Raw genomic sequence first — 13,538 nt, forward strand, 5'->3', positions numbered from 1 at the left:
AGAAAAGACTAAAAACGGCAACCTGAGGGTTACCGTTTTGCTTTTACCTGCCATTATCATCCAGCGCAAATGTCGGCAGCTTCAGGTGCCAGCGTATCGCCGCTAAACGTATCACCAGCGTAACGACCATCCCCAGCATGGCCGCATTTTCCAGCGGTACTGCGAAGGTGTAGTACGCCGTGGCGTGCACAATCCCGCCAATTATGCAGGCCGTGGCGTAGATTTCAGTCCGCAGGATCATCGGTACTTCGCGCGCCAGGATGTCGCGAATGATCCCGCCGCCTACGCCGGTCAATACCCCCATGCAGATCGCCACCATCGGCCCTGTTCCGGCATTGAAGGCTTTATTCACCCCGATCCCCACAAACACGGCCAGACCCACGGCATCCAGCACCGGCAGGATCCATTTCGGTAATCTGCGGGGCTGGCGAACCAGTACAATGGTTAACAGACAGGTCACCATCGCCACCACCAGGTCGGTAGGATCTTTCACCCAAAACACCGGGCCATTATCCAGCGCCATATCGCGGATTGTCCCGCCGCCCACGGCGGTCACCACGCCCAGCACCAGCACGCCAAACGGATCCATGCGTAGTTTTCCGGCGAGCAGGACGCCGGAGATAGCAAAAACGGCTGTACCAAGAATATCCAGCCAATAAACGAGCATCGCTAAATCCTCGAACGTATGTTAGTGGCTCTCTGCCAGGGCGGCACAGAGCTGTTTTGCGGCGAGGATAATACGCGGGCTGGCGCGTTCAAACCAGTCGCTGTTAAGCGGGATCACCGGAATTTTTAGCTGGCTCTGCCAGAATTGTTTAATTTTAGGAATCTCGCTCGCATTTCCGACCACTACGATGGCCTGCGGCTGGCGCGCCAGAACCTGCTCACGGCTCACCTGAGGCCACGGTACCCGGCTGGCAGCAAAGATATTTTCACCGCCACAGACTTCAAGTACCTGGTTCTGAATCGAGCCTTTTCCGGTGGTGAACAGCGGCTGGCTGCCAAACTGCAGGAAGATGCGTTTTTTGGCTGGCGTATTGTATTGGGCTTTCAGCGCGGCATAGTCGCTGAGCATTTGGTTCGCCGCACTCTCGGCTTTTTGAGGCGCAGGGCTATAAGGGGCCAGGGCGCGGAGTGCCTGGGCGACTTGCTCAATACTTACTGCGTCAACCCACATGACTTTGATGCCAAGCGAGGTGAGCTGGTTAACCTGCCGCTCGGCGTTACCACCACGCCAGGCCAGCACGAGATCTGGTTTAAGCGCCACGATGCGCTCAAGGTTCATCCCTTGCCAGGTTGCCACTTGCTCAATGCCGGACGCCTGTGGGGGGTAATCCGAAAAGCTGCTGACGCCAACGGGCGTGATCCCGGCGGCAAACGCCAGTTCGGTATTGGCGGGGGAGAGGGTAATCACACGCGGCGAGGCGAAAAGCCACGCCGGTGCGAGCAGAAGCAGGGCGACCAGCGCCCTGAGTGACTGTTTAACCACGTGCCAGGTTCTGCACCAGGCGTTCCACCATCACGGTAGACTGTTTCGCTGCAACGGCCAGGAATTCGTCGAAGCTGATGTGAGACTGCTGGTCTGCCACGTCAGAGATGGCGCGAACCACTACGAACGGTACGCTGAAGTTGTGGCAAACGTGCGCAATCGCGGTCGCTTCCATCTCAACGGCAACCGCCTGCGGGAAGTTGTGGCGGATTTTCGCCAGACCGACGGAGCCATTGATGAACGCATCACCGCTGACAATCAAGCCGCGCACCGCGTTGAGGTTGAGCTCAGTAATGCAGGTCTCTGCCGCCGCAATCAGTTTGTCGTCAGCTTTAAACCCTGCCGGGCAGCCCGGAAGCTGGCCGTATTCGTAGCCGAACGCGGTGACGTCAGCATCGTGGTAACGCGCTTCGTCGGAGACAACGATATCACCCACTTTCAGCGTCGGTGCCAGGCCGCCTGCCGAACCGGTGTTAATGATGACGTCCGGCTTGCAGCGCTCAAGCAGCAGGGTCGCACCCAGCGCAGCAGCCACTTTACCGATGCCTGATTTCAGCAGAGCCACCTCAACACCGTTCAGCTGGCCGGTGTAGATCTCACAACCCCCGAGAGAGAGGGTCTGACGGTTCTCAATTTTGTCACGCAGGAGCGTAACTTCTTCTTCCATTGCACCAATAATGCCGATTTTCATAGATTTACTCGCGATGTGCCTTGTTAAGAGGCATAGTCTATCATGCGGTTAAGGGGAAACGCATTCTCACGCGGGGGAGCACATGTCACCAATCGATTTTCGTACCAAAATTAACTGGCACCGACGTTTCCGTTCGCCGCAGGGCGAAAAGAGCGAACATGAGATCCTGCGTATCTTCGAAAGCGATCGCGGCAGGATCATTAACTCGCCCGCCATCCGGCGTTTGCAGCAAAAGACCCAGGTGTTCCCGCTGGAGCGTAACGCCGCGGTGCGCACGCGCTTAACCCACTCAATGGAAGTGCAGCAGGTCGGACGTTATATTGCCAAAGAGATTTTAAGCCGCCTCAAAGAGCAACGTTTACTGGAAACCTATGGCCTGGATGAGCTGACGGGGCCCTTCGAGAGCATCGTTGAGATGGCCTGCCTGATGCACGATATCGGCAACCCGCCTTTTGGCCACTTTGGCGAGGCGGCTATTAATGACTGGTTTAAACAGCGGCTTTATCCGTCGGATGCGGTAAGCCAGCCACTCAGCGATGACCGCTGCATCGTGCGCGATTTACGCCTGCGTGAGGGCGAAGAAGGGCTAAACGATCTGCGTCGCAAAGTGCGCCAGGACCTCTGTCACTTTGAGGGCAATGCGCAGGGGATCCGGCTGGTGCACTCTCTGATGCGCATGAACCTGACCTGGGCGCAGGTCGGCTGCATTCTGAAATATACGCGTCCCGCCTGGTGGATGGGGGAAACGCCCGCGTCCCACAGTTATTTAATGAAAAAACCGGGCTATTACCTTTCCGAAGAGGCCTATATAGAACGGCTCCGTAAAGAACTTTCCCTGACGCCAAACGGCCGCTTCCCATTGACGTGGATTATGGAAGCCGCCGACGATATTTCCTATTGCGTGGCCGACCTGGAAGATGCCGTCGAGAAAAGAATATTCAGCGTCGAGGAGCTTTATCAGCATCTTTATGCAGCATGGGGAACCCATGAAAAAGGATCGCTGTTCGCGCAGGTTGTCGAAAATGCCTGGGAAAAATCGCGCTCAAATACGTTAAGCCGCAGTACGGAAGATCAGTTCTTTATGTATTTACGGGTCAATACATTAAATAAACTGGTGCCGTATGCCGCCTCTCGCTTTATAGATAATTTGCCGCAAATCTTCAGCGGGGAATTCAATCACGCACTGCTGGAGGATGACAGCAGTTTCAGCCAACTCCTTGAGCTTTATAAGCATGTGGCGATGCGGCATGTATTTAGCCATCCGGATGTCGAGCAGTTAGAGCTGCAGGGCTATCGGGTAATCAGTGGGTTACTGGAAATTTATTCCCCGTTGCTCCAGCTGTCGGTGGACGATTTCAGCGAGCTGGTGGAGCACGAGCGCGTGCGCAGAATACCCATCGAATCGCGGCTTTATCAGAAACTCTCTACCCGGCATCGCCTGGCCTATGTCGAGGCGATCGGTAAGCTGGATCGCCATTCTCCCCAATGGCCGGTGATGGAATATTATTATCGCTGCCGTCTTATCCAGGACTATATCAGCGGCATGACGGATTTGTATGCCTGGGATGAATACCGCAAGCTCATGGCGGTGGAATAACCACGGAGTTTTGTAAAGACGGCCAATAAATTTTTACCTTTTCCATAAACTTATGGCCGGAACTAAGCGGTATAAAATGAATCTGAGTTACACAGCAATTTTGCGTTACCTGTAAATCGAGATTGAGAAACATGAAAAAAACCACATTAGCAATGAGTGCACTGGCTCTGAGTTTAGGTTTAGCGCTGTCTCCTCTGACTGCTACTGCAGCTGAGACTGCGTCGTCGGCAGCAACCGCGCAGCAGATGCCAAGCCTGGCACCGATGCTCGAAAAAGTGATGCCATCGGTGGTGAGTATTAACGTTGAGGGTAGCACGACCGTCAATACGCCGCGTATGCCGCGTAACTTCCAGCAGTTCTTCGGTGACAATTCACCGTTCTGCCAGGACGGTTCGCCGTTCCAGAGCTCTCCGTTCTGTCAGGGCGGTGGCGCAGGGGATGACAGCCAGGGCGGCGGCCAGCAACAGAAATTCATGGCGCTTGGCTCGGGGGTGATTATTGATGCGGCGAAAGGCTACGTCGTCACCAACAACCACGTTGTGGATAACGCTAACAGCATCAAGGTTCAGCTGAGCGATGGCCGCAAGTTCGATGCGAAAGTGGTGGGTAAAGACCCGCGCTCCGATATCGCGCTGATCCAGATTCAGGATCCGAAAAACCTGACGGCGATTAAGATTGCCGACTCCGACGCGCTGCGCGTGGGCGATTACACCGTCGCTATCGGTAACCCGTTCGGTCTGGGTGAAACCGTGACCTCCGGTATCGTCTCTGCGCTGGGCCGTAGCGGCCTGAATGCGGAAAACTATGAAAACTTCATCCAGACGGATGCGGCCATTAACCGCGGTAACTCCGGTGGTGCGCTGGTGAACCTGAACGGCGAGCTGATCGGTATCAACACCGCTATTCTGGCACCGGACGGCGGCAACATTGGGATTGGCTTTGCTATCCCGAGCAACATGGTGAAAAACCTGACTGCTCAGATGGTGCAGTACGGCCAGGTGAAACGCGGCGAGCTGGGTATTATGGGTACCGAGCTGAACTCTGAACTGGCGAAAGCGATGAAGGTGGATGCGCAGCGCGGCGCGTTCGTGAGCCAGGTTATGCCGAACTCCTCAGCGGCGAAGGCGGGCATTAAAGCGGGTGATGTGATTACCTCCCTGAACGGTAAACCGATCAGCAGCTTTGCCGCCCTGCGTGCGGAAGTGGGCTCGATGCCGATTGGCAGCAAAGTGACCCTTGGCCTGCTGCGTGACGGCAAACCGGTTAACGTGAGCCTTGAGCTGCAGCAGAGCAGCCAGAATCAGGTAGATTCCAGCACTATCTTCAGCGGTATTGAAGGTGCCGAGATGAGCAATAAAGGCGCAGATAAAGGCGTGGTGGTGAACAACGTGAAGGCGAATTCACCTGCTGCCCGTATCGGCCTGAAAAAAGGTGATGTGATTATGGGGGCTAACCAGCAGCCAGTGAAAAACATCGCTGAACTGCGCAAAATCCTCGACAGCAAACCGTCCGTGCTGGCACTGAATATCCAGCGCGGTGACACCTCAATCTACCTGCTGATGCAGTAATCCTTTTAAGCCCCTGCGTGCAGGGGCTTTCTCGTTTCTGTGACGCCTACCGCAACTCCATACTTCCCCCTCTCACTTTGTGCATTCGCACAATGCAGCCGTCGCTGAACTTCCCTATGCTTGAGCTCTGCTCACAGGAGGGTTACATGGCTGGCTGGCATCTTGATACCAAAATGGCGCAGGATATCGTGGCGCGCACCATGCGCATCATTGATACCAATATCAACGTAATGGATGCCCGCGGGCGCATTATTGGCAGCGGCGATCGCGAGCGTATTGGGGAATTGCACGAAGGTGCCCTGCTGGTGCTCTCTCAGGGCCGCGTGGTTGATATCGACGATGCGGTAGCGAAACACCTGCACGGCGTGCGTCAGGGGATTAATCTGCCGCTGCGTCTGGAAGGGGAAATTGTTGGCGTTATTGGTCTGACGGGCGAACCGGAATCTCTGCGTAAATACGGCGAGCTGGTCTGTATGACGGCGGAAATGATGCTGGAGCAGTCGCGTCTGATGTATCTGCTTGCCCAGGACAGCCGTTTACGCGAAGAGCTGGTAATGAACCTGATTCAGGCGGAAGAGCATACCCCTGCTCTCAGCGAATGGGCTCAGCGTCTGGGGATTGATCTGAACCAGCCGCGCGTGGTGGCGGTGATTGAGGTCGATAGCGGACAGCTTGGCGTAGACAGCGCGATGGCTGAACTTCAGCAGCTGCAAAATGCACTGGCGACGCCGGAGCGCGACAACCTGGTGGCGATAGTCTCGCTGACGGAAATGGTGGTACTCAAACCTGCGCTCAATCCGTTCGGCCGCTGGGATGCTGAGGATCATCGTCGTCGCGTGGAAATGCTGATCTCCCGTATGCAGGAGAACGGCCAGCTGCGTTTTCGCGTTGCCCTGGGCAATTACTTTACCGGGCCCGGCAGCATCGCCCGGTCCTGGCGTACCGCGCGCACCACCATGATGGTGGGCAAACAGCGAATGCCGGAGAGCCGCAGTTATTTTTATCAGGATCTGATGCTGCCGGTGCTGCTCGATAGCCTGCGCGGCGGCTGGCAGGCCAACGAGCTGGCGCGGCCGTTAGTGCGCCTGAAGGCAATGGACAATAACGGCTTGCTGCGCCGGACCCTCCAGGCGTGGTTCCGCCATAACGTGCAGCCGCTGGCGACCTCAAAAGCGCTGTTTATTCATCGCAACACCCTGGAGTACCGGCTTAACCGGATTTCGGAGCTGACCGGGCTGGATTTGGGAAACTTTGACGACAGGCTACTGCTGTACGTGGCGCTGCAGCTGGATGAGCAGAGATGATGCAGTGTGCGTTTTCACCCTCTCCCTGTGGGAGAGGGCCGGGGTGAGGGGATCAGACCGCACCTGACTTATTTATTGCGAGTTAATTTCTCAAGATCCGCTTCAATCTCGCTGATCTTGTTGGTGACAACGCTTTCAAGGTGACGCAGATCGTCGAGGATCTTACGCTTGAGATCGACTTCAGTGCGATCGCGCTGACAAATCTGATCGAGTTCATCGATCACATAGCGCAGATTAGGGCTGATTTCCTGAACTTCTTTATAGCCTTGTCCTACGCCGTCAGCGACGACGGTCTTACGCTGGCGTGGATATTTAAACTTCACGCTCTTGGCGAAAAACTCTCCTTTATCCTTGTGAAAATAGATTTTTAAAATGTCGTTGTTGGCTTCCTGGCGAAGGCTGTAACGATCAATTTCATCAGGATTGGTAATGCCCAGACTTTTCAGATTATCGTACATAGCGGTACCCTTATCTCAACATAACCTTTGAATAATTAACGAAAAAATTCCTTTTTGCCACCCTCACATACAAAAAAAGCGGGGTCGATCCTGATTACATTTCACTGAAATTACCGGGCAGGGAAGGTGCATTGCCCCCACTCGTTTATTGTTGTTTTTAACGACTACGTCAAGTGGAAATCAATTTTATACCTTAATCGGCATTCTCAAGGCTTACGCAGCATAGCGATAGCCGCGAGAAAAGGAGGGCGAGACGGGTATTCAAAAGCGGGGAAATGAGGCAAAGTTATCGCACAAAAGCGTAGCCCGCGGGGATAATGACATGTCAGGACGCATTGATTATCAAATCGAAAAATACAGCTTTGGCGCCGTAGAGGAGAGCCCAAGGCTCACGCACCAGTGGGCAGAAGTTGCCGCTGAGTGCCGCCAACTGAAAGCGGGTGCGGAAGAGCGTTTACGCATTGCCTTACTGAACGTGGATTATGTCACCAGCTTCGAACTGCCGTTCCGACTGGTGCTGACCCGTGCCCCTCAGCTCATCGCCGGGCTGCGCGATGAGTTTCAGCTAAGCCAGAAGAACGTTATCTTTAACGGCAAGCGCTTTGGCTGCGTGTATAGCCTGAAAGCCGATCTCAATGCGATTCCCGAGGCTTTTCAGTACCGCATGAGCACCCGCATTCGGCGGATCGATCCCACCGGACTTACTGCAGAGCCTTTCCGGCAGATTGCCAAAGAGGTAAAAGCGCCGCGTGAGCGACTGAAACTGGCGCTGGAGTCGGGGCTGGCGGTGACGGCTCTCGACGGGCTGTTCTGGCTGGGGAGCCAGCGTATGGCGGCGGATATCGCAGGGTTGCGAAAAAAGGGAATGGCAATCGCGACAGCGGAAACGGACGTTTTTGATGATTATACCGGGACGCACAGGCGGGTCCCGGTTTATCAACGCGTTGGGGATTAGTCGATGGTGCGCAGCAGTTCGTTGATGCCCACTTTACCGCGGGTTTTCGCATCCACTTTCTTCACGATAACCGCACAGTACAGGCTGTATTTACCGTCTTTTGACGGCAGGTTACCGGAAACCACCACGGAGCCCGCAGGAACGCGACCGTAGTGCACTTCGCCGGTTTCACGGTCGTAAATACGGGTGCTCTGACCGATGTAAACGCCCATGGAGATCACGGAGCCTTCTTCCACGATCACGCCTTCTACCACTTCTGAACGCGCGCCGATGAAGCAGTTGTCTTCGATGATGGTCGGGTTGGCCTGCAGTGGCTCCAGAACGCCACCGATGCCGACGCCGCCGGACAGGTGGACGTTTTTACCGATCTGCGCGCAGGAACCGACGGTTGCCCAGGTATCGACCATGGTGCCTTCGTCAACGTACGCACCGATGTTCACATAGGATGGCATCAGCACGGTGTTACGTGCGATGAATGCACCCTGACGTACTGCTGCCGGTGGTACCACGCGGAAACCTTCTTTCTGGAAACGCGCTTCGTCGTAATCCGCGAATTTCATTGGCACTTTATCGAAGTAGCGGCTTTCTGCTCCGTCGATAACCTGGTTATCGTTGATGCGGAAAGAGAGCAGCACGGCTTTCTTCAGCCATTGATGAGTGACCCACTGACCGTCGATTTTTTCTGCCACGCGCAGCGCGCCGGAATCCAGCAGGGAAATAACCTGGTTTACCGCTTCACGGGTCACGGTATCCACATTTGCCGGAGTGATCTCGGCGCGACGCTCAAAAGCGGACTCAATAACGTTCTGTAACTGCTGCATTGTTTACTCTTTCCATTTCACTAAAAAACACGTCACCCTTTATCGTTTGGATTGAGGGCTGCTGTCAACCGTTGTTGCACTTCAAACTGCAGGTCATTATTAAGGGCACGCCGGTCGGCGGTGGCGATTATAAATAAATCTTCTACTCGCTCGCCAATGGTTGTAATTCGGGCCCCATGGAGCGAAATTCCCAGATCGGCAAAAACCTGGCCGACGCGGGCGAGCAGCCCAGGCTGGTCGAGCGCGATCAGCTCCAGGAACGATTTACGGTCGGTGTGGGTCGGCAGGAAGTTGACCTCGGTATCGACGGTAAAATGACGCAGTTTCGCCGGCTGACGGCGCGGCTGCGGTGGCTGCCAGCTGCGCTGGGTAATCGCCTGCTCCAGACCAAAGCGTATCCCTTCATGCCTGTCCGAGGACAGCGGGCTGCCGTCCGGCTCCAGCACAATAAAGGTATCCATCGCCATGCCGTCGCGGGTGGTAAAAATCTGCGCGTCGTGAACGCTCAGGTTACGCCTGTCCAGCTCGGCGCAGACGGCAGCAAACAGATAAGGCCGGTCCGGGCTCCAGATGAATATCTCCGTTCCGCCGCGCGTGGCCTGCGGGCTCAGCAGGATCATCGGCTGAGACAGATCATGCTTCAGCAGGTGCCGCGCGTGCCAGGCAAGCTGGTTTGGGCTGTGGCGCACAAAATAGTTGGCACGGCAGCGGGCCCAAATCTGATGCAGCGCTTCTTCATCAATGTTATCCATCCGCAGCAGCGCCAGCGCCTGCAGCTGGTGATGACGCACGCGCTCGCGCATGTCCGGGGTGTTTTGCATCCCGCGACGCAGCTGTTTTTCGGTGGCGAAGTACAGTTCGCGCAGCAAGCTCTGCTTCCAGCTGTTCCACAGGGTTTCGTTGGTGGCGCAAATATCGGCCACCGTCAGGCAGACCAGGTAGCGCAGGCGATTTTCCGTCTGGACTTCTTCGGCGAACTGCTTGATCACCTCAGGGTCCTGAATATCGCGACGCTGGGCGGTAACCGACATCAGCAGGTGATGGCGCACCAGCCAGGCGACCAGCTGCGTCTCGCGCGAGTTGAGGCCGTGCAGTTCGGCAAATTTCAGCACGTCCTGCGCGCCCAGCACCGAGTGATCGCCGCCGCGGCCCTTGGCGATGTCGTGGAACAGGGCGGCAATCAGGATCAGTTCAGGATGGGTCAGGCGCGGCCACAGCTCCACGCACAGCGGGTGGCGGGGCCGCGTCTCTTCTTTCGCAAAGCTTTCCAGCTTGAGCATGACGCGGATCGTATGTTCATCCACCGTATAGGCGTGGAACAGATCGAACTGCATCTGCCCGACGATGTGCGACCACTGCGGCATATAGGCCCACAGCACGCTGTGGCGGTGCATCGGCAGCAGACCGCGGCTGACGGCGCCCGGGTGGCGGAGCATGCTCAGGAACAGCGAGCGCGCTTCCGGGATATAGCACAGCGGCTGCGTCAGATGACGGCGCGCGTGGCGCAGATGGCGCAGGGTGGTGGAGTAGATCCCGGTGATGGTGCTGTTGCGCACCATGGTGTAGAACATCCGCAAGATTGCTTCCGGCTCGCGGATAAACAGCGTTTCGTCGCGCAGATCGATCAATGTGCCGCGCAGCTGGAATTCGTCATCAATCGGGCGCGGCTTTTCGTCCGCTGTCAGGGCGAGGATTGCTTCATCAAACAGCTGCAACAGCATCTGGTTCAGCTCGGTGACCCGGCGGGTGACGCGGAAGAAATCCTTCATCATCTGCTCAACTGGCTCGTTACCTTCGCCCTGATAATTCAGCCGCTGTGCCACGCTGAGCTGGCGGTCGAACAGCAGGCGGTTATCGTAGCGGGTAACTTCCAGATGCAGGGCAAAACGGATGCACCACAGCAGGTGCAGACACTCGTTTAGCTCGTTACGCTCGGCCTCGGTCAGGAAGCCAAAGCCGACCATCTCGTCCATCGAGGTGGCGCCAAAGTGGCGACGGGCGACCCACTGTAACGTGTGGATGTCGCGCAGGCCGCCGGGGCTGCTTTTAATATCGGGTTCAAGATTATAGCTGGTGCCGTGGTAGCGCTGGTGGCGCTGGTTTTGCTCCTCGACCTTGGCGGCGAAGAATTTCTCAGATGGCCAGAAGCCGTCGCTGAAAATATGCTTTTGCAGCTCCAGGAACAGCGCGACGTCGCCAATCAGCAGACGGGTTTCAATCAGGTTGGTGGCGACGGTCAGGTCAGATAACCCCTCCAGCAGGCACTCTTCCAGGGTGCGCACGCTGTGGCCCACTTCAAGCTTGACGTCCCAGAGCAGGGTCAGCAGTTCGCCAATTTTTTGCGCCTGTTCGTCCGGCAACTTTTTGCGGCTTAAGATCAGGAGATCGATGTCGGAGAGCGGATGAAGCTCTCCGCGGCCATAGCCCCCGACGGCAACCAGCGCAACATCACTGATTTGCCCAAATCCGTAATCGATCCACAAACGCTGCAGCAGCTGGTCGATAAATTCGGTGCGCGCTTCAATGAGCTGCTCGGCAGATACGCCCGCGTCGAACGCGCTGCCCAGCCAGCGATGGAAAACGTCCATATGGGCTTTTATGTGCGCGCAGGTCAGCTCGTGCGGCGGCCAGACGCCCGGGTTATCGGGCTGGTCGGGGAGGGTGGGAAGGGCTGTGTTAGCATACTGTTCGGGTAATAGATTACTCATCGTGCGCCACCCATAAGAAAAAGCTATCGCCATTAAAAAAGCCGGCATTTGCCGGCTTCTTATCACTCAATGTTCGTCAGTATCGCCGGGATGGTGTCATCCTTGCGCAACGTCATAATTTCGCAGCCGTTGTCCGTTACCACAATAGTATGCTCGTACTGGGCAGACAAGCTTCTGTCTTTGGTTTTCACCGTCCAGCCGTCTTTCATGGTGCGAATGCGGTAGTCACCGGCGTTGACCATCGGTTCGATGGTGAAGGTCATCCCTTTTTGCAGCACCACGCCGCCGTCATCGGCATCATAGTGCAGAACCTGCGGTTCTTCATGGAAGACGCGGCCAATGCCGTGACCGCAGTACTCGCGCACCACGGAGAAACCTTCCGCTTCCACAAATTTCTGAATTGCGGCACCGAGGGTGCGCAGGCGAATACCCGGTTTAACCATTTTCAGCGCCAGGTAAAGGCTCTCTTGCGTCACTTTGCACAGACGCTCGCCCAGAATCGTTGGTTTGCCAACGATGAACATTTTTGAGGTGTCACCGTGGTACTCGTCTTTAATGACGGTCACGTCGATGTTGACGATGTCGCCATCTTTCAGCAGTTTTTCGTCGTCTGGAATACCGTGGCAAACCACTTCATTAATAGAGATGCAGACGGATTTCGGGAAACCGTGGTAGCCGAGGCAGGCGGAAACCGCGTGCTGCTCGTTAACGATATAGTCATTACAGATGCGATCCAGTTCGCCGGTGCTGACGCCCGGCTTCACGAACGGCTCGATCATTTCCAGCACTTCCGCAGCCAGACGACCGGCGACGCGCATCTTTTCAATTTCTTCAGGTGTCTTAATAGAGATAGCCATGTAATCTGTCCATCGGTGTCGATTTTTTCGACAATACTAGTCTAAGTGTCGTCAATGGTATCAGTCAGGCACGCTCCGTGCCAAATTGAGAATCATTAACAGCACACTCCGCCAACAACTGTTGGTTTCTGGTCGTGTTTTGTGGTATAAAGCGCGCCGGACTTCCGATCCATCTCAGATACACAGGCTGGACGGAAGCGACAAATCTCACTTTGTGTAACAACACACACGTATCGGCACATATTCCGGGGTGCCCTTCGGGGTCGGTAATATGGGATACGTGGAGGCATAACCCCAACTTTCAATATAGAGGTTTTAAAACATGGCAACTGTTTCCATGCGCGACATGCTCAAGGCTGGTGTTCACTTCGGTCACCAGACCCGTTACTGGAACCCGAAAATGAAGCCTTTCATCTTCGGCGCGCGTAACAAAGTTCACATCATCAACCTTGAGAAAACTGTACCAATGTTCAACGAAGCCCTGGCTGAGCTGAACAAGATCTCTTCCCGTAAAGGTAAGATTCTGTTCGTTGGTACTAAGCGCGCTGCAAGCGAAGCTGTGAAAGATGCTGCTAACAGCTGCGACCAGTTCTTCGTGAACCATCGCTGGTTGGGCGGCATGCTGACCAACTGGAAAACTGTTCGTCAGTCCATCAAGCGCCTGAAAGATCTGGAAACCCAGTCTCAGGACGGTACTTTCGACAAGCTGACTAAGAAAGAAGCGCTGATGCGCACTCGTGAACTGGACAAGCTGGAAAACAGCCTGGGCGGTATCAAAGATATGGGCGGCCTGCCAGACGCGCTGTTCGTAATCGATGCAGACCACGAGCACATCGCTATCAAAGAAGCTAACAACCTGGGTATCCCGGTATTCGCTATCGTTGATACCAACTCCGATCCGGACGGTGTTGACTTCGTTATCCCGGGTAACGACGACGCAATCCGTGCTGTTAGCCTGTACCTGAGCGCTGTAGCTGCTACCGTTCGTGAAGGCCGTTCCCAGGATCTGGCTTCTCAGGCGGAAGAAAGCTTCGTAGAAGCTGAATAATAAGGTTTTACCCCTTATTAGTACCGTGTATGAATAGGGGCC

The 13,538-nt window shown here is 55.5% G+C and carries 12 protein-coding genes; 5 read left to right on the forward strand and 7 right to left on the reverse strand.

Translation table 11 applies throughout. From position 1 onward, the window contains the following. Positions 1–43: 43 nt before the first annotated feature. From V1603_RS07180 to mtnN, 3 genes are read right to left on the reverse strand one after another with little or no spacing between them, the layout of a single operon-like run. Entirely contained in the window at positions 44–667 is a 624-nt protein-coding gene (locus V1603_RS07180; RefSeq protein ID WP_316380909.1) for a TRIC cation channel family protein, read from the reverse strand. Positions 668–688: 21 nt separating this feature from the next. Next, entirely contained in the window at positions 689–1,489 is an 801-nt protein-coding gene (gene btuF, locus V1603_RS07185; RefSeq protein WP_116342601.1) for a vitamin B12 ABC transporter substrate-binding protein BtuF, read from the reverse strand. Beyond that, positions 1,482–2,180 (reverse strand): 5'-methylthioadenosine/S-adenosylhomocysteine nucleosidase, encoded by a 699-nt coding sequence (mtnN, locus tag V1603_RS07190; protein ID WP_116342603.1) that lies wholly within the window; start codon positions 2,178–2,180, stop codon positions 1,482–1,484. Before mtnN ends, btuF begins: the two co-directional genes overlap by 8 nt. A gap of 82 nt (positions 2,181–2,262) precedes the next feature. On the opposite strand from mtnN, the gene dgt reads away from it, so the two are divergent. The 3 genes from dgt to V1603_RS07205 all read left to right on the forward strand — a co-directional run bounded on the left by dgt (position 2,263) and on the right by V1603_RS07205 (position 6,649). After that, positions 2,263–3,777, forward strand: coding sequence for a dGTPase (dgt, locus tag V1603_RS07195; protein ID WP_163330351.1), 1,515 nt, complete (start codon positions 2,263–2,265; stop codon positions 3,775–3,777). A gap of 131 nt (positions 3,778–3,908) precedes the next feature. Beyond that, positions 3,909–5,345: a serine endoprotease DegP gene (gene degP, locus V1603_RS07200; RefSeq protein WP_116342607.1), complete on the forward strand. Its 1,437-nt coding sequence runs from the start codon at positions 3,909–3,911 to the stop codon at positions 5,343–5,345. A 146-nt stretch (positions 5,346–5,491) separates the two neighbouring features. After that, positions 5,492–6,649 carry a CdaR family transcriptional regulator gene (locus V1603_RS07205; RefSeq protein WP_395313695.1) on the forward strand — a complete coding sequence of 386 codons (1,158 nt, stop codon included), beginning with the start codon at positions 5,492–5,494 and terminating at the stop codon, positions 6,647–6,649. 68 nt (positions 6,650–6,717) lie between these two features. Here the strand turns inward: V1603_RS07205 and V1603_RS07210 are convergent, their stop codons facing one another. After that, on the reverse strand, positions 6,718–7,107 hold the full coding sequence (locus V1603_RS07210; protein ID WP_008501916.1) for a DUF3461 family protein: 390 nt from the start codon (positions 7,105–7,107) through the stop codon (positions 6,718–6,720). A 322-nt stretch (positions 7,108–7,429) separates the two neighbouring features. Between V1603_RS07210 and V1603_RS07215 the strand changes: the two genes are divergently transcribed. Continuing rightward, positions 7,430–8,062 (forward strand): DNA-binding protein, encoded by a 633-nt coding sequence (locus V1603_RS07215; protein WP_116342611.1) that lies wholly within the window; start codon positions 7,430–7,432, stop codon positions 8,060–8,062. Here V1603_RS07215 and dapD read toward each other — a convergent pair. From dapD to map, 3 genes are all read right to left on the reverse strand, one after another. After that, complete coding sequence (dapD, locus tag V1603_RS07220) at positions 8,059–8,883, reverse strand: 2,3,4,5-tetrahydropyridine-2,6-dicarboxylate N-succinyltransferase (RefSeq protein WP_008501915.1); 825 nt, start codon at positions 8,881–8,883, stop codon at positions 8,059–8,061. The two genes, V1603_RS07215 and dapD, sit on opposite strands and share 4 nt — an antisense overlap. A 32-nt stretch (positions 8,884–8,915) precedes the next feature. Next, positions 8,916–11,591, reverse strand: a complete 2,676-nt coding sequence (gene glnD / locus V1603_RS07225; protein WP_233002982.1) for a bifunctional uridylyltransferase/uridylyl-removing protein GlnD — start codon at positions 11,589–11,591, stop codon at positions 8,916–8,918. A gap of 62 nt (positions 11,592–11,653) precedes the next feature. Then, positions 11,654–12,448 (reverse strand): type I methionyl aminopeptidase, encoded by a 795-nt coding sequence (gene map / locus V1603_RS07230; protein ID WP_028015578.1) that lies wholly within the window; start codon positions 12,446–12,448, stop codon positions 11,654–11,656. A 322-nt stretch (positions 12,449–12,770) separates the two neighbouring features. On the opposite strand from map, the gene rpsB reads away from it, so the two are divergent. Next, positions 12,771–13,496 (forward strand): 30S ribosomal protein S2, encoded by a 726-nt coding sequence (rpsB, locus tag V1603_RS07235; RefSeq protein ID WP_003856207.1) that lies wholly within the window; start codon positions 12,771–12,773, stop codon positions 13,494–13,496. Positions 13,497–13,538 lie beyond the last annotated feature (42 nt).

Origin of the sequence: Enterobacter sp. ECC-219, from assembly GCF_043966805.1 — a bacterium.
Classification (GTDB): Bacteria; Pseudomonadota; Gammaproteobacteria; order Enterobacterales; family Enterobacteriaceae; genus Enterobacter; species Enterobacter cloacae_N.

Excerpts from the sequence above, each read along its gene's own strand:
- V1603_RS07180 (WP_316380909.1), bottom strand. The coding sequence starts at position 667 with ATGCTCGTTTATTGGCTGGATATTCTTGGTACAGCCGTTTTTGCTATC.
- mtnN (WP_116342603.1), bottom strand. The coding sequence starts at position 2,180 with ATGAAAATCGGCATTATTGGTGCAATGGAAGAAGAAGTTACGCTCCTG.
- dgt (WP_163330351.1), top strand. The coding sequence starts at position 2,263 with ATGTCACCAATCGATTTTCGTACCAAAATTAACTGGCACCGACGTTTC.
- degP (WP_116342607.1), top strand. The coding sequence starts at position 3,909 with ATGAAAAAAACCACATTAGCAATGAGTGCACTGGCTCTGAGTTTAGGT.
- V1603_RS07205 (WP_395313695.1), top strand. The coding sequence starts at position 5,492 with ATGGCTGGCTGGCATCTTGATACCAAAATGGCGCAGGATATCGTGGCG.
- V1603_RS07210 (WP_008501916.1), bottom strand. The coding sequence starts at position 7,107 with ATGTACGATAATCTGAAAAGTCTGGGCATTACCAATCCTGATGAAATT.
- V1603_RS07215 (WP_116342611.1), top strand. The coding sequence starts at position 7,430 with ATGTCAGGACGCATTGATTATCAAATCGAAAAATACAGCTTTGGCGCC.
- dapD (WP_008501915.1), bottom strand. The coding sequence starts at position 8,883 with ATGCAGCAGTTACAGAACGTTATTGAGTCCGCTTTTGAGCGTCGCGCC.
- glnD (WP_233002982.1), bottom strand. The coding sequence starts at position 11,591 with ATGAGTAATCTATTACCCGAACAGTATGCTAACACAGCCCTTCCCACC.
- map (WP_028015578.1), bottom strand. The coding sequence starts at position 12,448 with ATGGCTATCTCTATTAAGACACCTGAAGAAATTGAAAAGATGCGCGTC.
- rpsB (WP_003856207.1), top strand. The coding sequence starts at position 12,771 with ATGGCAACTGTTTCCATGCGCGACATGCTCAAGGCTGGTGTTCACTTC.